27 protein-coding genes are annotated in these 22,336 nt (G+C 66.8%); 16 read left to right on the forward strand and 11 right to left on the reverse strand.

Going from position 1 to position 22,336, the window contains the following annotated elements:
• The first annotated feature begins 53 nt into the window (after positions 1-53).
• Positions 54-377: a DUF167 domain-containing protein gene (locus ACZ47F_RS06910; RefSeq protein ID WP_464926534.1), complete on the forward strand. Its 324-nt coding sequence runs from the start codon at positions 54-56 to the stop codon at positions 375-377.
• 19 nt (positions 378-396) lie between these two features.
• Complete coding sequence (gene dcd / locus ACZ47F_RS06915; protein WP_464926535.1) at positions 397-963, forward strand: dCTP deaminase; 567 nt, start codon at positions 397-399, stop codon at positions 961-963.
• A gap of 22 nt (positions 964-985) precedes the next feature.
• Here the strand turns inward: dcd and argH are convergent, their stop codons facing one another.
• Positions 986-2,404, reverse strand: coding sequence for an argininosuccinate lyase (gene argH, locus ACZ47F_RS06920; protein ID WP_464926536.1), 1,419 nt, complete (start codon positions 2,402-2,404; stop codon positions 986-988).
• An 85-nt stretch (positions 2,405-2,489) separates the two neighbouring features.
• Here argH and ACZ47F_RS06925 point away from each other — a divergent pair, with 85 nt between their 5' ends.
• Complete coding sequence (locus ACZ47F_RS06925) at positions 2,490-3,521, forward strand: sensor histidine kinase (protein WP_464926537.1); 1,032 nt, start codon at positions 2,490-2,492, stop codon at positions 3,519-3,521.
• The gene (locus tag ACZ47F_RS06930) at positions 3,518-4,327 is read left to right on the forward strand and encodes a LytR/AlgR family response regulator transcription factor (RefSeq protein WP_464926538.1); all 810 of its coding nucleotides are present in this window, start codon (positions 3,518-3,520) and stop codon (positions 4,325-4,327) included. The genes ACZ47F_RS06925 and ACZ47F_RS06930 overlap by 4 nt, the downstream gene beginning before the upstream one ends.
• On the opposite strand, the gene ACZ47F_RS06935 is transcribed toward ACZ47F_RS06930, so the two are convergent.
• Positions 4,313-5,134, reverse strand: coding sequence for an undecaprenyl-diphosphate phosphatase (locus tag ACZ47F_RS06935; RefSeq protein ID WP_464926539.1), 822 nt, complete (start codon positions 5,132-5,134; stop codon positions 4,313-4,315). The two genes, ACZ47F_RS06930 and ACZ47F_RS06935, sit on opposite strands and share 15 nt — an antisense overlap.
• 168 nt (positions 5,135-5,302) lie before the next feature.
• On the opposite strand from ACZ47F_RS06935, the gene ACZ47F_RS06940 reads away from it, so the two are divergent.
• The 4 genes from ACZ47F_RS06940 (at position 5,303) to ACZ47F_RS06955 (ending at position 7,428) form a co-directional block, all read left to right on the forward strand.
• Positions 5,303-5,881 carry a hypothetical protein gene (locus ACZ47F_RS06940; protein ID WP_464926540.1) on the forward strand — a complete coding sequence of 193 codons (579 nt, stop codon included), beginning with the start codon at positions 5,303-5,305 and terminating at the stop codon, positions 5,879-5,881.
• A gap of 134 nt (positions 5,882-6,015) precedes the next feature.
• Complete coding sequence (locus ACZ47F_RS06945; protein ID WP_464926541.1) at positions 6,016-6,351, forward strand: c-type cytochrome; 336 nt, start codon at positions 6,016-6,018, stop codon at positions 6,349-6,351.
• A gap of 17 nt (positions 6,352-6,368) precedes the next feature.
• A complete protein-coding gene (locus ACZ47F_RS06950) occupies positions 6,369-6,725 on the forward strand; it encodes a c-type cytochrome (RefSeq protein WP_464926542.1) in 357 nt (118 codons plus the stop codon).
• 499 nt (positions 6,726-7,224) lie between these two features.
• Positions 7,225-7,428: a hypothetical protein gene (locus ACZ47F_RS06955; RefSeq protein WP_464926543.1), complete on the forward strand. Its 204-nt coding sequence runs from the start codon at positions 7,225-7,227 to the stop codon at positions 7,426-7,428.
• A 24-nt stretch (positions 7,429-7,452) separates the two neighbouring features.
• On the opposite strand, the gene ACZ47F_RS06960 is transcribed toward ACZ47F_RS06955, so the two are convergent.
• The 4 genes from ACZ47F_RS06960 to tsaB form a co-directional block, all read right to left on the reverse strand.
• Complete coding sequence (locus ACZ47F_RS06960; RefSeq protein WP_464926544.1) at positions 7,453-7,752, reverse strand: hypothetical protein; 300 nt, start codon at positions 7,750-7,752, stop codon at positions 7,453-7,455.
• A gap of 192 nt (positions 7,753-7,944) precedes the next feature.
• Positions 7,945-8,811 carry a uracil-DNA glycosylase gene (locus ACZ47F_RS06965; protein WP_464926545.1) on the reverse strand — a complete coding sequence of 289 codons (867 nt, stop codon included), beginning with the start codon at positions 8,809-8,811 and terminating at the stop codon, positions 7,945-7,947.
• A 5-nt stretch (positions 8,812-8,816) separates the two neighbouring features.
• Entirely contained in the window at positions 8,817-9,302 is a 486-nt protein-coding gene (rimI, locus tag ACZ47F_RS06970) for a ribosomal protein S18-alanine N-acetyltransferase (RefSeq protein WP_464926546.1), read from the reverse strand.
• A 65-nt stretch (positions 9,303-9,367) separates the two neighbouring features.
• Positions 9,368-10,183: a tRNA (adenosine(37)-N6)-threonylcarbamoyltransferase complex dimerization subunit type 1 TsaB gene (gene tsaB / locus ACZ47F_RS06975; protein ID WP_464926547.1), complete on the reverse strand. Its 816-nt coding sequence runs from the start codon at positions 10,181-10,183 to the stop codon at positions 9,368-9,370.
• A 54-nt stretch (positions 10,184-10,237) separates the two neighbouring features.
• Between tsaB and proC the strand changes: the two genes are divergently transcribed.
• On the forward strand, positions 10,238-11,095 hold the full coding sequence (gene proC, locus ACZ47F_RS06980) for a pyrroline-5-carboxylate reductase (protein ID WP_464926548.1): 858 nt from the start codon (positions 10,238-10,240) through the stop codon (positions 11,093-11,095).
• Here proC and ACZ47F_RS06985 read toward each other — a convergent pair whose 3' ends face one another.
• Genes ACZ47F_RS06985 through argB form a run of 3 tightly spaced genes read right to left on the reverse strand, consistent with a single transcriptional unit; the run spans position 11,096 to position 13,401 of the window.
• Positions 11,096-11,806, reverse strand: a complete 711-nt coding sequence (locus ACZ47F_RS06985) for a pyrimidine 5'-nucleotidase (RefSeq protein ID WP_464924030.1) — start codon at positions 11,804-11,806, stop codon at positions 11,096-11,098.
• Positions 11,796-12,479 (reverse strand): Dph6-related ATP pyrophosphatase, encoded by a 684-nt coding sequence (locus tag ACZ47F_RS06990; RefSeq protein WP_464924031.1) that lies wholly within the window; start codon positions 12,477-12,479, stop codon positions 11,796-11,798. The genes ACZ47F_RS06985 and ACZ47F_RS06990 overlap by 11 nt, the downstream gene beginning before the upstream one ends.
• 7 nt (positions 12,480-12,486) lie before the next feature.
• Positions 12,487-13,401, reverse strand: coding sequence for an acetylglutamate kinase (gene argB, locus ACZ47F_RS06995; protein WP_464924032.1), 915 nt, complete (start codon positions 13,399-13,401; stop codon positions 12,487-12,489).
• A 101-nt stretch (positions 13,402-13,502) separates the two neighbouring features.
• Between argB and ACZ47F_RS07000 the strand changes: the two genes are divergently transcribed.
• From ACZ47F_RS07000 to ACZ47F_RS07025, 6 genes are all read left to right on the forward strand, one after another.
• Positions 13,503-14,150: a DUF1345 domain-containing protein gene (locus ACZ47F_RS07000; RefSeq protein WP_464924033.1), complete on the forward strand. Its 648-nt coding sequence runs from the start codon at positions 13,503-13,505 to the stop codon at positions 14,148-14,150.
• 26 nt (positions 14,151-14,176) lie between these two features.
• Entirely contained in the window at positions 14,177-15,382 is a 1,206-nt protein-coding gene (gene purT, locus ACZ47F_RS07005; RefSeq protein ID WP_464924034.1) for a formate-dependent phosphoribosylglycinamide formyltransferase, read from the forward strand.
• A gap of 191 nt (positions 15,383-15,573) precedes the next feature.
• The gene (locus ACZ47F_RS07010; RefSeq protein WP_464924035.1) at positions 15,574-16,584 is read left to right on the forward strand and encodes a serine/threonine protein kinase; all 1,011 of its coding nucleotides are present in this window, start codon (positions 15,574-15,576) and stop codon (positions 16,582-16,584) included.
• A 123-nt stretch (positions 16,585-16,707) separates the two neighbouring features.
• Positions 16,708-16,935 carry a hypothetical protein gene (locus ACZ47F_RS07015; protein ID WP_464924036.1) on the forward strand — a complete coding sequence of 76 codons (228 nt, stop codon included), beginning with the start codon at positions 16,708-16,710 and terminating at the stop codon, positions 16,933-16,935.
• Positions 16,936-16,956: 21 nt separating this feature from the next.
• On the forward strand, positions 16,957-17,787 hold the full coding sequence (locus ACZ47F_RS07020; RefSeq protein WP_464924037.1) for a mechanosensitive ion channel family protein: 831 nt from the start codon (positions 16,957-16,959) through the stop codon (positions 17,785-17,787).
• Positions 17,765-18,328 (forward strand): RNA polymerase sigma factor, encoded by a 564-nt coding sequence (locus ACZ47F_RS07025; RefSeq protein ID WP_464924038.1) that lies wholly within the window; start codon positions 17,765-17,767, stop codon positions 18,326-18,328. The genes ACZ47F_RS07020 and ACZ47F_RS07025 overlap by 23 nt, the downstream gene beginning before the upstream one ends.
• Positions 18,329-18,363: 35 nt before the next feature.
• On the opposite strand, the gene glmS is transcribed toward ACZ47F_RS07025, so the two are convergent.
• On the reverse strand, positions 18,364-20,199 hold the full coding sequence (glmS, locus tag ACZ47F_RS07030; RefSeq protein WP_464924039.1) for a glutamine--fructose-6-phosphate transaminase (isomerizing): 1,836 nt from the start codon (positions 20,197-20,199) through the stop codon (positions 18,364-18,366).
• Positions 20,200-20,346: 147 nt separating this feature from the next.
• Between glmS and ACZ47F_RS07035 the strand changes: the two genes are divergently transcribed.
• Complete coding sequence (locus ACZ47F_RS07035) at positions 20,347-20,841, forward strand: Lrp/AsnC family transcriptional regulator (RefSeq protein WP_464924040.1); 495 nt, start codon at positions 20,347-20,349, stop codon at positions 20,839-20,841.
• Here the strand turns inward: ACZ47F_RS07035 and glmU are convergent.
• Complete coding sequence (glmU, locus tag ACZ47F_RS07040; RefSeq protein ID WP_464924041.1) at positions 20,810-22,219, reverse strand: bifunctional UDP-N-acetylglucosamine diphosphorylase/glucosamine-1-phosphate N-acetyltransferase GlmU; 1,410 nt, start codon at positions 22,217-22,219, stop codon at positions 20,810-20,812. The two genes, ACZ47F_RS07035 and glmU, sit on opposite strands and share 32 nt — an antisense overlap.
• Positions 22,220-22,336: the final 117 nt, after the last annotated feature.

Below are 22,336 nucleotides of genomic sequence, written 5' to 3' on the forward strand. Positions count from 1 at the left end.
GTTCGACGCGATTGAACCCGGGCGCGCTGCCCGGGTTTTTGTTTGTACGCCGCATGACGACCTTGCCTCATCCTCCAGCTTGGCTGCATCCCGACGGCACAGGCTGTGTGGTCGATGTACAGGTGGTGCCCAATGCGCGGTGCACGGCAATCGACGGCGAACGCGGCGACCTGCTGCGCGTGCGCCTAGGGGCGCCCGCCGTGGACGGCAAGGCCAATGCGGCACTCACCGAACTGCTGGCAAGCTGCTGTGCGGTACGCCGTCGTGACGTGCAGATCCTCAGCGGACAGACCGCCCGACGCAAGCGCGTGCGCATCGATGCCCCCATCAATGCGGTATGGTTGCGCCTTTTCGCTCTCTTGCAGCAGTCCGCTTGAGCCGGACTGCGTAGACATCATGAGTATCAAATCCGATCAGTGGATCCGCCGCATGGCGCAAAACGCAGCGATGATCGAGCCGTTCGAGCCCAGTCAGGTGCGCGAGGCGGACGGCTGCCGCATCATCAGCTATGGCACGTCGAGCTATGGCTACGATATTCGCTGCGCCAATGAATTCAAGATTTTCACCAACATCAACAGCACCATCGTCGATCCGAAAAACTTCGACGAAAAGTCCTTCGTCGACTTTCGCGGTGATGTGTGCATCATCCCGCCCAACAGCTTCGCGCTGGCGCGCACCATGGAGTATTTCCGCATCCCGCGCAATGTACTGACCATCTGCCTGGGCAAGAGCACCTACGCGCGCTGCGGCATCATCGTCAATGTCACGCCGTTCGAGCCCGAGTGGGAGGGCTATGTGACCCTGGAGTTTTCCAACACCACGCCGCTGCCCGCCAAGATCTATGCCGGCGAGGGTTGTGCGCAGGTGCTGTTTTTCGAGAGCGACGAGGTCTGCGAGGTCAGCTACAAAGATCGCGGGGGTAAGTATCAGGGCCAGCATGGCGTGACCCTGCCGCGCGCCTGAAGCGCGGCGGCGCTGCGGGTCGTCACCGCGGCCCGCGCTGGCAGGCTTCGCCAAGCGCAGCCTGCCAGCGCGCCACCTGGGCACGCACCTGGCTGGGTGCGGTGCCACCGAGATGGTCGCGTGCGGCAACCGACCCTTGCAGTCGCAGCACCTGCTGCACATCGGCGTCGATCAGCGGTGAGAAACCGCGCAGGGTGTCCAGATCGATGTCCTCCAGGCCAATGCCGCGTTCGACCGCAAAGCGCACCGCGCGCGCAACGGCCTCGTGCGCGTCGCGAAACGGCAGCCCTTTTTTCACCAGATAGTCGGCCAGGTCGGTTGCTGTAGAGTAACCCTGCAGCGCGACGCGCTCCATGGCATCGACCCGGACCTGGATGCCGCCCACCATGTCGGTGAAAATGCGCAGGGTGTCGATCAGCGTGTCGGCGGTGTCGAATAGCGGTTCCTTGTCTTCCTGGTTGTCCTTGTTGTAAGCCAGCGGCTGGCCCTTCATCAGCATCAGCAGGCCCATCAGGTGACCGGCCACGCGCCCGGTCTTGCCGCGCGCGAGTTCGGGCACGTCGGGGTTCTTTTTCTGCGGCATGATGCTCGATCCGGTGCAGAACCGGTCGGCCAGATCGATGAAGCTAAATGCCGGGCTCATCCACAGCACCAGTTCCTCGCTGAAGCGGCTGATGTGCACCATGATCAGCGCCGCGCATGCGCTGTATTCGATGGCGAAATCGCGGTCGCTCACTGCGTCGAGCGAGTTCTGGCACACACCGTCAAAGCCCAGCAGTTCGGCCACGCGCAGGCGGTCGATCGGGAAGGTGGTACCGGCCAGCGCCGCAGCGCCCAGGGGCAGGCGGTTGACGCGGCTGCGGCAGTCGCGCAGACGCTCGGCGTCGCGGCCGAACATTTCTACATAGGCCAGCAGATGGTGGCCGAAGCTCACCGGCTGCGCCACCTGCAGATGGGTGAAGCCCGGCATGATGGTGTCGGCATGCTGCGCAGCAAGGTGCACCAGCGCGCGCTGCAGCGCGCGGAGTCGATCGATCGTCTGGTCGATGCTGTCGCGCAGCCATAGGCGGATATCGGTGGCAACCTGATCGTTGCGGCTGCGGCCGGTGTGCAGGCGCTTGCCGGCGTCACCCACCAGCTGCACCAGCCGCGCTTCAATGTTCAGGTGAACGTCCTCGAGTTCGAGTTTCCAAGTGAAGGTGCCGGCCTCGATCTCGGCGCGGATCTGCGCCATGCCGCGTTCGATCGACGCCAGGTCCTGTGCGCTGAGGACGCCCTGCTCGGCCAGCATGGTGGCATGCGCCAGTGAACCCGCGATGTCGAACAACGCCAGCCGCCTGTCGAAGCCCACCGAGGCGGTATAGCGCTGCACCAGATCGCTGACCGGCTCGGAAAAACGCGCGGACCAGGCGTGCTGCTTGTGTTCGAATTGATCGTGCATGGGAGGACTTCGCTGGTGGCGTTGAAGCGCCGGTGTGAAAAGCCATCGATTCTAGAGAGCCCGCCGACACGGCCACCGCACGGACATGGAAGAACCCGTCACTTCTATCGACGCGGCAGTGCGTCTAGACATTTGCGGGCCGGGCAGCCTGGTGCGGGCGCTGTTTGCGGTCAACGCGCTGCTCGGGTTGATTTTGCTGCTGCGCCTGCCCCCCGGCGACAGTCATGTCGAGATGCTGCTGCTGCTGTCCTGGGTGGAGCCCGCCGTCCTGTTGTGGCTGGCGCTGATGTGTCTGACGCAGCGTTTCTGGCGCCTGCGCGCTGCGGCGACAGTGCTGGCTGTGGCCGCAGGGCTGGGCGGCGCCTGCGCGCTGGGGCTGAACCTGATGGTGCAACCGCTGTTTGCCGCGCTGGTGCCGGGCACGGCGCAACAGCCCTGGCAGGCGGCGCTGGTCGGGGCGGTGCTGGCACTGGTGTTCGTGCACTATCTGCAGCTGCGCGCCCGCGCCTTCACGCCGATCGACATGCAGGCGCGGCTGAGCGAGCTGCAATCACGCATCCGTCCGCACTTCCTGTTCAACGCCCTGAACGCCGCCAGTGCGCTGGTGCGCGAGCAGCCCGACCGTGCCGAGGCGGTGCTCGACGATCTGGCCGAACTGTTTCGCGCCAGTGTGGGCAAGCCCGGCACCCTGGTCAGCCTGGAGCAGGAAATCGACCTCGCGCGGCGCTATCTCGACATCGAATCGGTGCGGTTCGGTGCGCGCATGCAGGTCAACTGGAGGGTGGACGACAGCCTGCTGCAAATCCGCGTACCCACCCTCACCCTGCAGCCCCTGGTAGAAAACGCGGTGCGCCACGGGGTGGAGCGCAGCAGCCGGGCGGTGCAGATCGACATCGATGTGGGCCGACGGCTCGGGCAGATCGAGGTGAGCGTGCGCAACGACCTGCCGGCGATGGACGATGTGGCCGCACCGCGTCGCAACGGCACCGGCACTGCGCTGCGCAACATCCGCCAGCGGCTGCATCTGCTGTATGACATTGCCGCCGAGGTGGACCAGGGCGAGGTGCTGGAAAATGGCAAGGCCCGCTGGCGGGCCCGGTTACGTCTGCCCCTATGAACCTGTTGCTGATCGATGATGAACCCTTGGCGCGCAGCCGCCTGCGCCGTCTGCTGGCCGAGCTGCCCGAAACCGCGCAGGCCGCGGTGGACGAAGCAGCCGACGCCGCCGAGGCCTGGGCTCTTCTGCGCGCGCAGCGCTACGACGTGCTGCTGCTCGACATTCAGATGCCGGGGCGCAGTGGCATGGATCTGGCGCGCCGCCTCGCAGGCGATCCGGGCATGCACCATCCGGCCATCGTGTTCGTCACCGCGCATGAGGAGCATGCGCTCGATGCCTTCGGCGTGTCCGCAATCGACTATCTCACCAAGCCGGTGCGGCGCGAGCGTCTGGCGCAGGCCATGGGCAAGGCTGTGCTGTGGCTGCGCGCGCGGGGGGCGGCGCAGCCGCAGGTGCCGGCGGTCGGCACGGTCTATCTGACCGTGCAAGACCGCGGGGCGCTCAAACGCGTGCCGCTGACCGACATACTCTACTGCCGCGCCGAGTCCAAATACACCACGGTGCAGACCGCACAGCAGCAGTATCTGGTGGACATCTCGCTGACCGATCTGGAGCAGCGCTATCCCGGGCACTTCGTGCGCATACACCGCAGCGCGCTGGTGTCGGTCTGCGCGATTCGCAGCTTGGAGCGCATCGCCGGCACGATGGACAGCTCGGTACCAGCGTCGGACGACGGCGCCAGCGACCTGGAGACCAGCGGCTGGAGCTTGCATCTGCACGGTGTGCCCGACACGTTGCCGGTCAGCCGCCGGCGCGTGGCGGCGGTCCAGGCCCTGCTCCGCAACGCGCGCTCAGCCAACGAGTAGCGCGACGCCACCCAGCAGCAGGCAGTAGATGCCAAACGGTCGCAGCGCCTTCATCTCGTGGGTGGAAAACCAGCGCATCAGGAACCAGGTGGACAGCCAGGCAAACGCACCCGACAGCAGCCCGGCCACGGCGATGGTGCCCAGCAGCGAGTGCGGCACGCCGGCATGGAGCAGCTTGGGCACTTCCAGCACCCCGGCTGCGGCGATGATCGGGGTGGCGAGCAGGAAGGAAAACCGGGCTGAGTCGGCATAGTTCAGTCCCAGCCCCAGTCCGGCCACCAGCGTGGCCCCGGAGCGGGAAAACCCCGGAATCAGCGCCAGGGCCTGTGCCAGCCCCACGACAAACGCGCGCGACCACGCCAGTCTGGGCAGGCCAACCAGCCCGCGGCGGTGCTTGAGAAAGTCGCCGCCGAGCAGCAGCAGGCCATTGAACATCAACGCGACTGCGGCAAAGGTAAAGCCGCCGAACAGTGCCTTGATCTTATGGGACAGCAGCAGACCGAGCAGGCCCGCTGGAATGGTGCCGACGACGATCAACCACAGCAGCCGCGCGTCCGGGTTGGACGCCCTGCCGCCCGCGCGCAGCCAGCCCGCGATGAGCCGCACCCAGTCGCGCCAGAAATACAGCACCAGCGCCGTAGCCGTGCCCAGGTGCAGCACCACGATGAACGGCAGAAACCAGTCCGCAGTGCGGTCGATCGGCCAGTGCAGCAGGGCGGGTACGAGAATGCTGTGTCCCAGGCTGGAGATGGGAAACAGCTCGGTCACGCCTTGGAGGGCGGCGATGGCCAACAGATAAAGGTGCATGGGCAGGGATGTGGTTGAGGGCGGACGCAAACGACAGCGCCGAAGATTTTTGCAGAGCCACGCTGACGCCGGTCTGAGCTTGGCGCTTGGTTACAGACTTTTACCGTGGCAGTGTCACGGACTGGTCATCCGGCGCTTTTACATTCCCCCCAGATCGAGGGGGTTACCATGTCTGAACTGAGTCCGACCTACGTCCTGCGCAAGACGGCGCTGGGACGCAGTGAACAGCAACAGCGCAGCAGTGCACTGAGTGCCAGACAGCGCCATGTCCTGATTCTGTGCGATGGCCGCCGTCCACTGGGCGAGCTGTGCGGCCTGATGGGCGAAGAGGCGTTGGCGCTGGCGCAAGCGCTGATGGCTTCCGGTCATGTCGAAAAGGTCGTGGCGGCCGTCGCAGGGCGCAGCGCTGCGGCGGTGGTGGTGCCGTCTGCCGTGCCGGCGGCCCAACTCGCGCAGGCGGTTGCGCCGCCGTCGAAACGATCGATCGCCTTGTCGCGCATGTATATGTTCGACATCGTCGAGCGCCTGCTTGGCGCGCAAAGCGGGCCGGCGCGGGCGCACTTGCGTGCGGCCGATCACCCTGAGGCCCTGCTCCAGGCCCTGCACGACTGCCTGCGGCTCATCGCCGAGGTCGCCGGCAGCGCCCAGGCCGAAAAGGTCAGGGTGCAACTGTGCACCATGCTCCCGGAGGACTGGGTCGCGCTGTTCCAGCCGGGTCGCCTGCCGCAGGTTGTCGCAGCAGGTTGATGCAAAACGACGAGTCTGCGTTTTGTCAATTCAGGAACGCGTTGAGACTTGACTGCGACAAAATGCCGCGTTGTCGAGCATGGGCTCCCTATAATGAGGCGCTTGTTCGTTGGCTCTTGAGACTCCGCGCTGCAATGAAAAAAGTCCTCTTTCTCGCCTCACTGATGCTGGCGGCGTCCGCCCACGCGCAGGACGTGGTCGGTAACGCCGCCGAGGGTGCCAAGCTCGTGGCCACCTGCCAAGGCTGCCACAACATGGGAGGCGGTTACCGCTCCTCGTTTCCCGAAATCTATGCCGTGCCGATGATCAACGGCCAGAGTGCGCAGTACATCGTGTCCGCGCTGAAGGAGTACAAGAACGGCAACCGTCGCTTTCCGACCATGCGCGCAGTCGCGGCGTCGCTGACCGACCAGCAGATGGCCGACATCGCCGCCTACTACGCCGTGGCCAAGGGCCAGCCGATCAAATGACAGCGGGGAGAACCGGAATGAACAAATTCGTGTTGCTGGCTGTGGCCAGTCTGCTCATGGCGCAGGGTGCGAGCGCGGCGAACATCAAAAAAGGTGAGGAACTGGTGAACAAGGGCGGCTGCATCGCCTGTCACGGTGCGGGGTTGGACAAGCCCATTGCGCCGAACTATCCCAAGCTCGCCGGCCAGTACCAGAGCTATCTGTTTCACGCCCTGCAGCAGTACCAGGCCAAACACCAGACGCCGCTGTACGGCCGCAACAACCCGATCATGAGCGGCATCGTGGCGCAGTACAACAAGCAGGACTTGGAGGACATCGCCGCCTATATTGCCAGCCTGAAGGGTGATCTGTACATCCGCGACGAAATGCGCTGAGACACACCCCTTTGATGCCGCCCTTCTGCAGCCCTTCGGATGGCGGCGGCAAACAGCAAAAAGCCCGCCCTGCGCCAATGACGGCGTGCCTGCCGCGATTGCGGTGAAGTACGCACGGCGAGCCAAGGCCGGGGCTGCTCATGGCGTCGACTACCGGCTCGGCGCGTTCGGGGTGGGCAGGTCTGCCAAACTTGCACTGCCTCTGTGCAAGCAGTCCATCCCCTTTTAGCAGGCCGTTGAAAAACGTCGCGAGGATGGTCAGATGCAAGGCGCACGGCGCGCAGCGACCGAGACATATCAAATAGATAGGCGAGGCAGCGCGCACCGCGCAACGCCGCAGATGGCCCACCGCAGTAGTTTTTCAACGGCCTGTTAGAGCAGAGCAACCTTGGCGTAGCCGAGCGGCATACTCCCGGTTCGGCAAGACTGAGTAGCCGCGTTCTCGGCCGAATGCGATGCGAACCCGCAGCGCGATGAGGACCCGGTCAAGGGGCGCATGATGAAGCGGGAGCTCGCTGCGGCGGCCGCCATCGGCAAGTCGCCAGCCCGCTGTGCGACCCACCCGTTCCCGAGCCAGGCCGAACCCGAGAAGGCAGTCTGCTACCTCACCGACTTCGGCGACCTGGACGATGACCACAAGGCCCGGTTGCACCCGAAGGCCAGCCTGCACGCCATCGACCGATTCTTCATGTCCGCGCGCTGACTTTTTGCATGCTGGGCCTGCGCCTCAATCCGTCAGCTCGGCGATGATGCGGTACAGCAGCCGCACGGTCAGAATGACGTAGACCGCGCCGAACAGGAAAATCAGCGCGACGATCAGGCGGATCGAGTCTGTCGGCAAGGCGCTGAAAAACGGCGACACGAGATAGCCCGCGGTGAACAGCCCGATCAGCAGGGTGAGCATTTTCCAGGCCTTGCCGACTTGGCCACCCGGAATTTTGCTGCGCAGCAGCAGCACATCCACCAGACCATAGATCATGACGGCGATGCCGATGGCATTGATGAAAAACGCGGTGTCGATTTGCATGTCTCCCTCCTGAAATGATGGTGTTGTGTTCCGGTATTCGTGAAGCTCCGGGATCGATCGATTAACGATATTTACATTGTTCGGGCGAAACCGCATTCGCACGCTCCGTATCAACCCGAAGTTATCCGAATGCAGCGCGAAAAACGTGAAAAATTTCACGCCACTCGACGATGCCGACGCGCGCGCAGTGCCTCAGTCGGGCGCGGTCGGCTTCAAGGTGTCTCGCGCAAGGCACAGATCCCGCCAGGCCCGGGCCTTGTCCGCCGGGTTGCGCAGAAGGTAAGCGGGGTGATAGCTGACGATCAGCGGAATGGTGGCGTAGCGGTGCACCCGACCGCGCAACTGACTGATGGGCGCGTTGCTGCCGAGCAGGGTTTGCGCCGCAAAGCGTCCGAGCGCGAGGATCAGTCTGGGCTGAAGCAGGGCGATCTGGCGCTCGAGCCATGGCACGCATTGCGCCACCTCTTCGGGCAACGGGTTGCGGTTGCCCGGTGGTCGGCACTTGAGCACATTGGCAATGTAGACCGCGCGCTGCGGATCGTCGGCATGGCGATCCAGACCGACGGCCCGCAGCATGGCATCGAGCAGCTGCCCGGCGGCGCCGACGAAAGGCTCGCCCTGGCGGTCTTCCTCCGCGCCCGGGGCTTCACCGACGATCATCCAGCGCGGCTGGGTCGAGCCGGTGCCGAACACCGCCTGGTGCCGCAAGCTGCCCAGCTTGCAGGCGCGGCAGACTTCGGTTGCCGCGCGCAGTTCTTCCCAACCCATCCGCGCAATGATGCTGGTCCGCTCGGGGTCGGCTGGCGATCGGGCTGCAGGTGCCGGCGCTGCGGCGCTGCGGGATGCCTGCCCGATCTCGCCCATGTCGCTCGCCCGGGTTGCGCGCTGGGCGGCAGCGGGCTGCGCGGCTGCGGTGGTTTGCGGGACGAAGGCTTGCGCAGTCGTGTGTTGCGCCAGCACGCTGCGTCGCAGGTACACCGGCCCGAGGCCGAGTGTCTGCATCCAGCGCAGGGTTTGCGGCGTCAGGCGCGGTGCAGGCGGGATGGGCTGCGCGGGCATGGCGCTCAGTCGGCAGACGCCGCGCGCAGGCCGCGGCGCTGCAGCAGGTCGCTGACCTGGGCAGACATGACCAGCGCATCTTCGCGGCAGGGGCGGCCTTGGGTATCCAGCGCGGGGTAGTAGCCGCGCCGCCGGGCGATGGGGTAGAAGCCGTAGCGCTCGTAGATGCGCACCGCCTGCGTGTTGCTCGGGCGCACTTCCAGCCATAGCAGTTGTGCGCCGTCGGCCTGGCTGAGCAGGGTCACCGCATCGAGCATCAACAGGCTCAGTCCCTGGCCCTGCGCCGGCGGCGCTACGCAGATGTTGAGCAGGTGCATTTCTTCCACTCCGGGCATGGCGACGAAATAGCCGATCACCGCGTCCTGCGGGTCGGTCAGCACCTGGGCGTGATATTGCGCGGTCAGCGAATCGGCAAAATTGCCGAGGCTCCAGGGGAAGGCATAGACCGCCTGTTCGATCTGCGCCACTGCATCGAGATCGCTCGGAGCCATCGGTCGCAGCGCGTAGGCGACTTGCCCGGCCGCTGCCGGGAATTGAACAGGATGCAACTGGGCGTTCATGCGCGGGCAAGTTCGCGCTCGGCGGTGGTCTGCGCCACCTTGTCGCGCACATAGATCGGCTGCGCCTGCGCCGCGGGCACAGTCTTGGCGTTGGCGTGGTCCAGCCTTGCGAGCCGCGCTACGGCAGCGGCGGACGGCGTGCAGTGGGTGGCCTGCAGCACAGCGCGGTGCAGTGCGTGCAGGTGCGGGTTGTCGGCGGGCAGGCGCGCGCAGGCGGCGGACAGCGCCTGTACATGCACGTCCCAGGCGTTGCCGCAGGCGTGCAGCGGCGTCTGCGGGCCGAATGCTGGCTGAAGATCTGCCAGCACTTCGGCCCAGGCTAGCAGGGCGCGGTCGGGCGGGTGCACCGCGGGTGGGTGCAGGGGTTGCCAGCCTGTGGCCTCGGCGCGGAAGACTTCCCAGTACAGCTCGCCCATGCGTGCGTCGTTGGCCGCAAGCACGATGCTGCCGATGGCCGGGCGGTCTGGCGCGGGGCGCGGGGTGCCTTCGCGCTGCAGCAGCGCGAAGGCGGTTTCGGCCTGCGCCCGCAGGGTATCGATCGGCGCGACCGGCAGGCCCAGCGCATACGCCAGACCCTGCGCTGCCGCCACGGCGGTGCGCAACCCGGTGAAGGCGCCGGGGCCGGCACCCATGGCGATCAGGTCCAGGTCGGCAAAGCGCAGACCGGCCTGCTGCAGCAACTCGGCACACAGTGGCAGCAGGCGCTGCGAGGCCCGCGCACCGCCCGGCTCGTCGCGGCTGTGGCACACGTCCGGGCAGCTGAGCGCCACGCTCAGGGCTTCGGTGCTGGTGTCGAAAGCGAGCACGTGCATGATGCCGGGATTATCGACGAATCGGCGGCGGCGTCCGGCAGCCATAATGTGCGCATGAACTCAACATCACGCCCTGACCAAACCCCTATCCTGTCCCTGCCCGTCATTGCCTTCATCGGCGGCGGCAACATGAGCAGCGCGCTGATCGGCGGGCTGCTCGGTGCCGCGGCAGACCCGGCGCGCATGCTGGTGGTCGAGCCGTCTGCCGAGCAGCGTCAGCGGCTGCAGCAGCGCTTTGACGGTGTGCGCCTGCTGCCTGCGCCAGGCGCCGAGCTGCGCGAGGTGCAGGCGGTGGTCTGGGCAGTCAAGCCGCAGCAGTTCGCACAGGCCGCAGCCGACTGTCGACCGCATCTGGCCGATGCGCTGCAGGTCAGCATCATGGCCGGGGTGCGCTGCGCGGCGATTGCGCGCAGGACCGGGGCGCAGCGCATGGTGCGCACCATGCCCAACACCCCGGCGCTGATCGGCCAGGGCATCACTGGGCTATATGCCACCGCGCAGGCCAGTGCGGACGACCGTGCGCTGGCCGATGCGCTGCTCGCGCCCGCAGGGCAGCGGGTGTGGGTCGAGCGCGAGGATTTGCTCGATGCGGTGACCGCGGTGTCTGGTTCCGGCCCGGCGTATGCGTTTTACCTGGCCGAGGCCATGAGCCGCGCCGGCGAGGAGCTCGGTCTGAGCGCAGCGCAGGCGCGCGAATTGGCGCTGGCCACGCTGGCCGGTGCCGCAGCACTTGCGCAGCGTAGCAGCGAGCCGCTGGCAACACTGCGCGCCAATGTCACGAGCAAGGGCGGCACGACCGCAGCGGCGCTGGCGGTGTTCGACGCGGCGGACATGCAGATGACGATTGGCCGCGCGCTGCACGCCGCGGCACAGCGTGCCAGGGAACTGGGCGACGCGATCGATGCGGATTGATCAGCGCAGACCATGCAGCTCGCGCAGGCTGCGGATGCGCGCGGCGATGAACGCCGGACGGCCGTGCAGCCCAGTGCGCTCCATCGGCAGATCGCGGCGTCTGCGCTGCGCGCGGCGGGCGTAACGCACCATCCAGGTGCCGCGTAGCCCGATGCGGCGCGCTGCCTGCAGATTCCCGGGCGTGTCTTCCACCAGCACGCAGTGCACCGTGCGCAGGCGGTGGCGCGCCAGCACATGGCGCAGCATGCGCGCGTCCGGCTTGGGGCGCAGCCGCCCGAACATCCACATGTCCTCGACCGCGAGCAGCCCATCGACCAGCGGCCAGAGCTTGAGAATTTTCAGTACCCGGCGGGCATAGTCGCGCGGGGCGTTGGTCAGCACCAGCTTGCGCCCGGGCAGGCTGGCCAGCGCGGCGCGCTCGCTGGCGTCGCAGCGCAGCATGCGGTGCAGATGCGCAAAGGCGTGCGTCTCGCGCAGAAACTGTGCCGCGTCCACGCCGTGCTCGTGCATCAGGCCGAGCAGTGTGGCGCCGTAGCGATGCCAGAACTGCGCGCGGATGCGGTTGGCCTCGTCGCGGTCCACGCCCAGATGTCGCTCGATGAACGCGGTCATTTCGGCGTTCATCAGCGGAAACACCCGCCATGCGGCGTCGTGCAGGGTGTTGTCTAGATCGAGCAGCCAAACGGTCTGGTGGGCAGAGTCACGCCGCATCGGCCAGCTCCAGATCGGCAAAGCAGTAGCGCACCGCACCGAAGCGCGCCGGCGCGGTCCAGGCGCGCAGACCCTGCACGCGATGCGCCACCGGGCGGGCAAACGCCGGGCCGTCGAACACGAAGGTGTGGAACTCGCCCCTCTCCCCGCAGGCGTCGACCCCTGCGGGCAGGCTGGCGACGAAGTCGGCGTCGAACAGGCGGCCACAGAAGGTGTCGTCCAGATGGCGGCTGTCGGTGCACACCACCCGGGCGCGCCAGCCTTGCGCCAGGAACGCATCGACCAGCGCTTGCCGGGGCTGTCCCCACAGCGGCAGATGCGCTTGCAAACCGGTCTGGGCGCAGACCTGCTCCTCCCAGTCGCGGTGGGCTTGCAAGTCAATGTCGCCGAAAACCGCCACGCTTGCGCCGCGTGCGGCCAGCGCCTGCAGCTGCGCGACGAACACGGTCTGATAGTCGTCCCAGCTTGCCGCAGCGGTGACCAGTTCAAGCCCGAGCGCATCGGCCTGCGCCTGCAGCAACGCCAGCGGCACGCCGTGGCTGCGCAGGCGCTGCCCGGTCTCTTCCAGCATGGCCAGCAGCCAGCGCACCTCCAGCCCCTGCGCGCGGGCGCGCTGCACGGCGAGCATCGCGTCCTTGCCGCCGCTGAACGAGGCCAGCGCGAGGGGGTTCAATGCGGGCTCAATGCGAGCGGATCATGGTGCCGAAGGCCTGCTCGGTCAGCACTTCGAGCAGGATGGCATGGGGAATGCGGCCATCGACGATGTGCACCGAGTTGACGCCAGACTTGGCCGCGTCCAGCGCCGAGGCGATCTTGGGCAGCATGCCGCCGGAAATGGTGCCGTCGGCGAACATGGCGTCAATTTCGTGCGCGGTCAGATCGGTGAGCAGTTCGCCCTTCTTGTTCAGCACGCCCGGGGTGTTGGTCAGCAGCAGCAGCTTTTCCGCGCGCAGCACCTCGGCTAGCTTGCCGGCCACCACGTCGGCGTTGATGTTGAACGCGGCATTGTCCTCGCCAAAGCCGATCGGCGAGATCACGGGAATGAACTGATCGTCCTGCAGCGCTTTGACCACCGACGGATCGATCGCTGCAACCTCGCCCACCTGGCCGACGTCGATCTCGGCCTCGGGGTTGTCGCGGTCGCGCATGCGCAGCTTGCGCGCACGGATCAGCCCGCCGTCGCGCCCGGTCAGGCCCACGGCCTTGCCGCCGGCGTGGTTGATCAGACCGACGATGTCCTGCTGCACCTGCCCGGCCAGCACCCACTCGACCACTTCCATGGTCTCTTCGTCGGTCACGCGCATGCCCTGCACGAAAGTGCCCTTCTTGCCCACGCGGCTGAGCGCCTCGTCGATCTGCGGCCCGCCGCCATGCACCACCACTGGGTTCATGCCGACCAGCTTGAGCAGCACCACATCTTCGGCAAAGTCCTGCTGCAGCGCCGGGTCGGTCATGGCGTTGCCGCCGTACTTGATGACCAGGGTCTTGCCGTGAAACTTGCGGATATAGGGCAGCGCCTGGGCAAGGATTTCGGCTTGCTCGCGCGGGGCGATGTGCGACAGATCGGGGGGCGAGATGGACGTGTCGTTGCTCATGGGGCAGGGGTGGGTGAGGTGGACGGGGTGCTGCGTTGCGCAATTCAATTCTAGGAGCCCACTGCGCGCCCCGCGCATCGCCGCCGATACACTGCTCTGCCATGCGCTTTCGCCCTCTTGTCCTTTATCACACCCTGCGCCAGCGGCCGCGCCTGAGCGCCTCGCTCGCGCTGGGCTTGGTGTTGTGGGGTGTGCTGCGCACGCAGATGGCGCCGGTGCTGGCCGTGCTGTGGGCCTTCGACGCCGCCGCGCTGCTGTTTCTGGCGACCACCGCGTGGATGATGGGGCATGCCACCACCGACACCCTGCGGCGCCGCACCGAGCGCGAAACCGAAGGCCGCTGGACCGTGCTGCTGTTCAGCCTGCTGCTGTCGGGCGCGGTGTTTGCCGCGCTGTCGGTCGAGCTGCATGCGGTGCACGGTCATCCCGGTGTGCTGGCGCTGGCTGGCAGCAGCATCGTGCTGTCGTGGCTGTTCTTTTCGGTGATGTTCGCGCTGCAGTATGCGCACAGCGACTACGCCGCGCGTCTCAAGGGCGAACCGGCGCTGCTGTTTCCCAACGACCAGATTCCCGATTACTGGGACTATCTGTATTTTTCCGTGGTGCTGAGCATGACCTTCCAGACCTCGGACGTGAATATTGCCGGGCGGCGGGTGCGTCGCCTGGTGCTGCTGCACAGCGTGGCGGCGTTCTTTTTCAATGTGGTGATCCTGGCGCTGACGGTCAATGCCCTGGCCGGCGCCTTCTGAGCCGTTTCATTTGGGAGATTCGAGTCATGACGACCATTGGCACCCCGCTTTCCCCTTCGGCCACGCGCGTGATGCTGCTCGGCGCAGGCGAACTGGGCAAAGAAGTGCTCATCGCGCTGCAGCGCCTGGGGGTGGAGACCATTGCGGTGGACCGCTACGACCACGCACCGGGGCAGCAGGTGGCGCATCATGCCCGCACCATCCAGATGAGCGACCCCGACGCGCTGCGCGCCCTCATCCTTCAGGAAAGGCCGCATCTGGTAGTGCCGGAAATCGAGGCGATCGCCACGCCGGTGCTCGAGGAACTCGAGGCCGAGGGTGTGGTGACCGTCATCCCCACCGCCCGAGCCGCGCGGCTGACCATGAACCGCGAGGGCATCCGCCGCTTGGCCGCCGAAGAGCTGGGTCTGGCCACCTCGCCCTATGCCTTTGCCGACTCGCTGGATCAACTGCAGGCCGCGATCGACGGCGGCATCGGTTACCCCTGCGTGGTCAAGCCGGTCATGAGCTCGTCGGGCAAGGGGCAGAGCAAGCTCGACGGCCCGGCCGACGTGCGCCCGGCCTGGGAAACGGCGATGTCCGGCGGACGCGTGGCGCAGAGCCGCGTGATCGTCGAAGGCTTCATCGACTTCGACTATGAAATCACCCAGCTCACGGTGCGCAGCCTGGGCGCCGATGGTGCGGCGGCACGCACCGATTTTTGCGAACCCATCGGCCATGTACAGGTGGCCGGGGACTATGTGGAGAGCTGGCAGCCGCATCCGATGCATCCAGTCGCGCTGCAGCGCAGCCGTGATATCGCCCGCCGCATCACCGACGCGTTGGGCGGGTATGGCATCTTTGGTGTGGAGCTGTTCGTCAAGGGCGAGCAGGTGTGGTTTAGCGAGGTCAGCCCGCGCCCGCACGACACCGGGCTGGTCACACTGATCACGCAGTGGCAGAGCGAGTTCGAGCTGCACGCCCGCGCCATTCTCGGCCTGCCGGTGGACACCACACTCAAGACCGCCGGTGCCAGCGCGGTGATCTACGGCGGCATCGATGCGAAGGGCGTGCGCTTCGAAGGGGTGGACGCCGCGCTGGCCATACCCGGAACGGATCTGCGGCTGTTCGGCAAACCCGAGAGTTTCGTCAAGCGCCGCATGGGCGTGGCGCTGGCGCGGGCCGAATCCACTGACATTGCCCGCGCCAATGCCAAGCGTGCGGCGCAGCAGGTGCGGGCGGTCGAAGGCTGAACGACTGGGCTGGCAATGCTGCGGCCCAGGGGATGTGCCGTTGCCACTGTGCCAGCCAGACCTCGAAGTCTGCAGCCGACAGCGGGGACGCGGCGCAACCGGCAATGGCGCCAGGTGTTGCGTGGCGCTTGGTCGCCAGTGCGGCCAGCGGGCGCGCGCACAATGCACGGCAGTTTCGACCGAGTGCGCCCATGAACCCCAACGCCTTGCCAAATGCCACGGCGCATGCGCCGCCGCAACGCTACGCCGACCTCACGCCAGACCATGTGCTGGCGGCGATCGAACACCTGGGCCTGCGCTGCGACGGCACGCTACTGCAGCTCAACAGCTTCGAGAACCGGGTGTTCCAGGTCAAGCTGGAAGACGGCGGTCAGCGCATTGCCAAGTTTTATCGCCCAGGCCGATGGAGTGACGCAGCCATTCTCGAGGAGCATGCGTTCACGCTGGAGCTCGCTGCGCGCGAGATTCCCGTGGTGCCGCCGCTGGTGATCGATCAGCGCACCCTACATCATGTCGGCGGCCATCGCTTTGCGCTGTTCGAGCGGCAGGGCGGTCGCACTCCGGAGCTCGAGCAGGAGCAGACCCTCGAATGGCTGGGGCGCTTTCTCGGGCGCATCCATGCGGTTGGCGCATGCGATGCCTACCGGGTGCGGCCGGTGCTGGACATCCAGACCTTCGGTCACCTGCCGCGCCAGCAGCTGCTGGACGGCGACTGGATCCCTGCAGACCTGCGCCCGGCCTGGGCCGCGGTATCCGCGCAGGCGCTTGGTGCCGTGCGCGCCAGCTTCGATCGAGCAGGTCGGGTACAGTCGTTGCGGCTGCACGGCGACTGCCATCCGGGCAATCTGCTGTGGACCGACGATGGCCCGCATTTCGTCGATTTCGACGACAGCCGCATGGGCCCGGCGATCCAGGACTTGTGGATGCTGCTCAGCGGTGATGCCGCGGACATGCGCGGCCAGTTCGATGCGCTGCTGCGCGGCTACACCGTGTTCCGCGACTTCGATCAGAAAGAGACCCACCTCATCGAAGCCCTGCGCACCCTGCGCCTGCTGCATCACAGCGCCTGGATCGCCAGCCGCTGGCATGATCCCGCTTTCCCCGCTGCGTTTCCGTGGTTCGGCAGTGCGCGCTACTGGCAAGACCGCATCCTCGAACTGCGCGAGCAGATCGCGCAGATGCAGGACGAGCCGTCGTGGTGAGCCACGCAACCCGGCGCTGAGAGCGCCTGCGCGGTGCCGTGCCGCCGGCTGATGTGACGTTTGCGCGCAGCGCTACGTCCAAACAGTCGACCTCAGGCTGTCAACTCGAACGGAGACCATGACATGACATCCACCGACCATGATTTCGAGCACCGTCTGGCGCAGCAGCTGCATGCCGCGCCGGAGGATTTGCCGGATTTGCCCGGCGTGCTGCGGCGGGCGCGGCGTCGCGTGGACGCGCGCAATGTGCTGTCGCTGATCCTGGGGCGGATCTGGCTGGCCCTTGCCGGCTTGCTCGCCCCTGCCGCGGTTCGGCTGCACCGCTTGAGCAGCACGCGCCGCGCTGGCTGAATGACTTTCTGGAGATCGATGATGGAAACCGTCAACCAAACCCTGACCTATCTTGGCAACCCGCTGCTGGCCCTCTATGGCCGCTTGGCTGCGGCATTGCCCAATCTGCTCGGTGCGCTGTTGCTGGTGCTGGTGGGCTATCTGCTGGCCAAGGTGGCTGCCGCCGTGGTGCGTCGTGTGCTGGTCCGCATCGGCGCCGATCGCCTGGCCGAACAGACCGGCCTGACCCGTTTCACCCAGCAGTGGGGCATGCAGCAGCCGCTGTCGACTGCGCTGGGCGCGCTGGTCTTTGCCTTTGTGCTGTTGGCGTTTGCCCTGTCTGCGGCGGATGCGCTCGGGCTGGCTGCAGCGAGCACTGCAGTGGCTGCGGTGATGCTGTTCCTGCCCAAGTTCGTTGCGGCGATGGCCGTGCTCGTGCTCGGCCTGATGGCTGCGCGCTGGCTGTCTGGGCTGGTGCAGCGTACGGCAGAGGGAGCTGGGCTGGACTATGCATCGACCCTGTCGCGCCTGACCATGGGCGTGCTGACCGCGCTGGTGCTGCTGCTGGCGATCGAGCAGCTCGATATCCGTACCGCCCTGCTACAGGAGGTCATCGGCGTGATGCTGGTGGCGCTGGGCGTGGCGGTGGCGCTGTCGCTGGGTCTGGGCACACGCAATCTGGCGGCAGAGATCGTCAGCGGCGTGTATCTGCGGGACCTGCTGGGCGAGGGCGATCGCATTGAGTGGCATGGCCTGCAGGCAACGGTGCGCGAGGTCGGAACGATCAAGACCGTGCTTGCGCTCGACGATGGGCGTCAACTCACCGTGGCCAATTCACGCTTGAGCCGCGATGAGGTCATCATCGCGCGCTGAGCCCCGCCCCGCGCCGGCAGATGACGCCGCCCTGGTGGCGCAGGCGCAGGCCGAGCTGCCTTACCGCACCGGCGCGTTCGAGACGCTGGTGCGGTGGCACGGCGGCCGCATCAAGGCTCTGGCGCGGCGCTTCGTCTACACGGCTGCCGACGCCGAGGATCTGGCGCAGGACATTCTGCTCAAGCTGTTCTTCGAGCTGCCGCGCTTTCGCGGCGAGGCGGCGTTCACGACCTGGCTGTGGCGCTTGGCGGCCAATGCCTGCATCGACCACCAGCGTCGCTGCGCCGCGCGTCCGGCCCAGACCGAGGACGTGGAATCCAGCCCGGAGATCGTCGACACTCGCGATGCCATCAGTGCCACCGAGGCGCGGATCGACACCGAGCGGCTGCTGCAGCGCCTGCCGGCCCAGGACCGTCTGATCGTGCTGCTGCGGCTGCAGGTGGGGCTGGAGTTCGCCGAGGTGGCGCAGGCGGTCGGCCTGGGGCTGTCGGCGGTGAAAATGCGCTACCAGCGGGCGATCGAGCGGCTGCGCACGGATTGAGCGGCGCGCGGGCGCATCAATCGCGTGAACAGGCCCTACTCCACGGTCACGCTCTTCGCCAGGTTGCGCGGCTTGTCCACGTCGGTGCCGCGTGCGGTGGCGGTGTGGTAGGCCAGCAGTTGCAGCGGCACGACATGCAGGATGGGCGAGAGCGCCCCGTAGTGCTCGGGCAGGCGGATGAGGTGCACGCCCTCGCTGGCTTCGATCTGGCCGTCAGCGTCGGCGAAAACGTAAAGCTCGCCGCCGCGGGCGCGCACTTCCTGCAGATTGCTCTTGAGCTTGTCGAGCAGCGCGTCGTTCGGCGCCACGGCCACCACCGGCATGGCCTCGGTCACCAGCGCCAGCGGGCCGTGCTTGAGTTCGCCTGCGGGATACGCCTCGGCGTGGATGTAGGTGATTTCCTTGAGCTTGAGCGCGCCTTCGAGGGCGATGGGGTAGTGCATGCCGCGGCCGAGGAACAGGGCGTTTTCGCGGCGGGCGAACTGCTCGGCCCAGGCGATGATCTGCGGCTCCAGCGCCAGCACGCTTTGCACGGCGGCGGGCAGGTGGCGCAGGCAGGTGAGCATGGCGACTTCAGCCTCGTCGATCAGGCGGCCTTTGGCGCGAGCCAGCGCTCCGGCCAGCAGGTAGAGCGCGACAAGCTGGGTGGTGAAGGCCTTGGTCGAGGCCACGCCGATTTCGGCACCGGCACGGGTGAAGAACTGCAGGGCGGTTTCGCGTGCCATGGCGCTGGTGGCGACGTTGACCACGGCCAGGGTGTGGGTGTGGCCGAGTTGCTTGGCGTGTTTGAGCGCGGCCAGGGTGTCAGCGGTTTCGCCCGACTGGGAAATGACGACGACCAGCGCGCTCGGGTCGGGCACTGAATCGCGGTAGCGGTATTCGCTGGCGACCTCCACCTCGACGGGCACACGGGCGATGGATTCGATCCAGTACTTGGCCGTGAGTCCGGCGTAGAAGCTGGTGCCGCAGGCCAGAATGCGCACGCCGCTGATGGCGGGGAACACGCTCTCGGCCTGCGGGCCGAACAGTGCGGGGGTGATGGCCTGGATGCCGTCGAGCGTGTCGGCGATGGCGCGCGGCTGCTCGAAGATTTCTTTCTGCATGAAGTGGCGGTAAGGGCCAAGCTCCACGGCGGCGGTGTAGGCGGTGATGGTGCGTACTTCGCGTTCGGCGGGCTTGTGGGCGCGGTCGACGATCCACACCTTGCCGGTCTGCAGGTCGGCCACGTCGCCGTCTTCCAGATAGATGAAACGGTCGGTGGTGCCGGCCAGCGCCAGCGCGTCAGAGGCGAGAAAGTTCTCGCCCTGGCCCAGACCGACGACCAGCGGCGAGCCGTTGCGGGCGCCGACGATGCGGTGCGGTTCCTCGCGGCTGAACACTGCGATCGCGTAGGCGCCGTGCAGTTGCCGCGTGGCCGCCTGCACCGCCTCGAACAGATCGCCGGCGTAGAGATGGTCGATCAGGTGGGCGATGACCTCGGTGTCGGTTTCGCTCTCGAACTGGTAGCCGTCGGACTTGAGCATCGCGCGCAGCGCCTCATAGTTCTCGATGATGCCGTTGTGCACCACGGCGATATGCGCCGACTGCCCGCCTTTGTTCGGTCCGGCTGAGAAATGCGGGTGCGCGTTGGCGGTGGTCGGCGCGCCGTGCGTGGCCCAGCGGGTGTGGGCGATACCAGTGAATGCGGTCAGTCCGCGCGTCTGCGCATCGAGCTCGGCCACGCGCGCCACGCTGCGCGCACGGTATAGACCGCCGTTGGCATAGACCGCGATGCCGCAAGAGTCGTAGCCGCGGTACTCCAGGCGACGCAGGCCCTCGATCAGCACCGGAACGATATTGCGCTGCGCCACAGCGCCGACGATTCCACACATGGACAGACTCCCTTCATATTGCGGTGACGCGATGATAGGCAGGTCGATGTGAAATGAGCATGCAATATTTCATGGAAAATGCTGTGAAATTCCACAATGCAATCTGCGTGAAATAAAATTTCATTTCAAATTCAAGAATGGAATGAAATGAATGTCATCTCCCTGGATGATGCCGACCGCCGCCTGCTCGATCTGCTGCAACAAGACTGCGCGCTGAGCAATCAGGAGTTGGCGCAGCGCGCGCATCTCTCGCCACCGACCTGCCTGCGCCGCGTGCGGCGACTGGTCGAGGCGGGGGTGATCGAGCGGCGCATCGCGATACTCGACCCGCAGCGCGTGGGCGCGGGGCTGACCGCCATTGTCGAGATCACCCTGGTAGAGCAGACCGCCGAGCGGCTGGCGGCGTTCGAGGCGCTGGTGGCCGATGTGCCCGAGGTGCAGCAATGCTGGCAGGTCTCGCCCGGGCCGGATTTCGTGCTGGTGCTGCTGGTAGCGGACATGGCCGCGTATCACGCGCTGGCGCACCGCCTGTTCACTGCGGCGCACCAGGTGCGCAATGTGCGGACGTTTTTTTCGGTGCACCGCAGCAAGTTCGCGCCGCGGGTGCCGCTCACTCCGCCGACGCGGCCGGTTTCTTCTTGACCGGACGGCTCCAGCCGTCGAGAGTGACCGCGCGCGCACGGGCCACGGTGAGCTTGCCTGCGGGCACGTCCTTGGCCACGGTCGAGCCCGCGCCGATGGTGGCACCGGCGCCAACCGTGATCGGGGCGACCAGCACCGAGTTCGAGCCGGTGTGCGCGTCGTCCTCGATCACGGTGCGGTGCTTGTTGGCGCCGTCGTAGTTGGCCACGATGGTACCCGCGCCGATGTTGACCCGCGCGCCCACGGTGGCGTCGCCTACATAGCTGAGATGGTTGGCTTTGGAGCCTGTGCCCAGGGTGGAATTCTTCACCTCGACGAAATTGCCGATGTGCACGCCGTCGGCCAGCGCCGTGGTCGGGCGCAGGCGGGCGAAGGGGCCAATCAATGCATCCGCGCCAATGGCCGCGCCGTCGAGATGGCAGAACGGGTGGATCACTGCGCCGGCACCCACGCGCACATCGCGCAGCACCGCGTACGGGCCGACACGCACACGGTCGGCCAGATGCACTTCGCCCTCGAACACGCAGCCCACATCGATGAACACATCGCGCCCGCAGTGCAGCGCGCCGCGCACATCCAGCCGCGCCGGATCGGCCAGGGTCACGCCGGCATCGAGCAGGCGCTTTGCCACACGGCGCTGCACCACCCGCTCCAGATGCGCGAGCTGGCTGCGGTCGTTCACGCCGAGCACATCGTCGGCGTCGGCCACGGTCGAGGTCTGCACCGGCACGCCGTCGGCCACGGCCAGCGCAACCACGTCGGTCAGGTAGTACTCGCCCTGCGCGTTGTCGTTGCGCAGCTGGCCCAGCCAGCGGCGCAGATGCTGCAGCGGCGCGCACAGAATACCGGTGTTGCATTCGTGCACCGCGCGCTGCTGCGGCGTGGCGTCCTTGTGCTCGACGATACCTTGCACCGCCCCGCTGGCGTCGCGCAGGATACGGCCGTAACCGGTGGGGTCGGGCAGTTCGACCGTCAGCAGCGCCAGCGCCCCGGCCCGCGCCTGCGCGACCATGGGCAATAGGCTCGCGGCGCTCACCAGTGGCACGTCGCCGTACAGCACCAGACACACGCAATCCGGCGGCAACTCGGGCAGCGCCTGCCGCACCGCATGGCCGGTGCCGAGCTGCGGCTCCTGCAGCACGAAGCGCAGATGCGGCTGGTGCGCAAAAGCCTGCTGCACCTGCTGCGCACCAAACCCGGTGACCACCACCGCGCGCGCGGCAGCGAGCCGATGTACCGTGTCTAGCACATGGCCAAGCAGCGGCTTGCCCGCTAGCGGCTGTAGCACCTTGGGGCTGTCGGACCGCATGCGTGTGCCCTTCCCGGCGGCAAGGACCACGATACTCAGCGGGCAGGTGGGGGTGGGGGAGGCTGTCATGTGGCCGATTCTATTGACCCGGTGTGCAGCGGTTTGAACGCCTTGCCTGCCTGCCTGCCCCCACACCGTGGGGGAGGGGCTGCATCCACTGTGCCTTTGGGCGGCTTGGGGCGTGCA

This window comes from Thiomonas islandica (assembly GCF_055383445.1).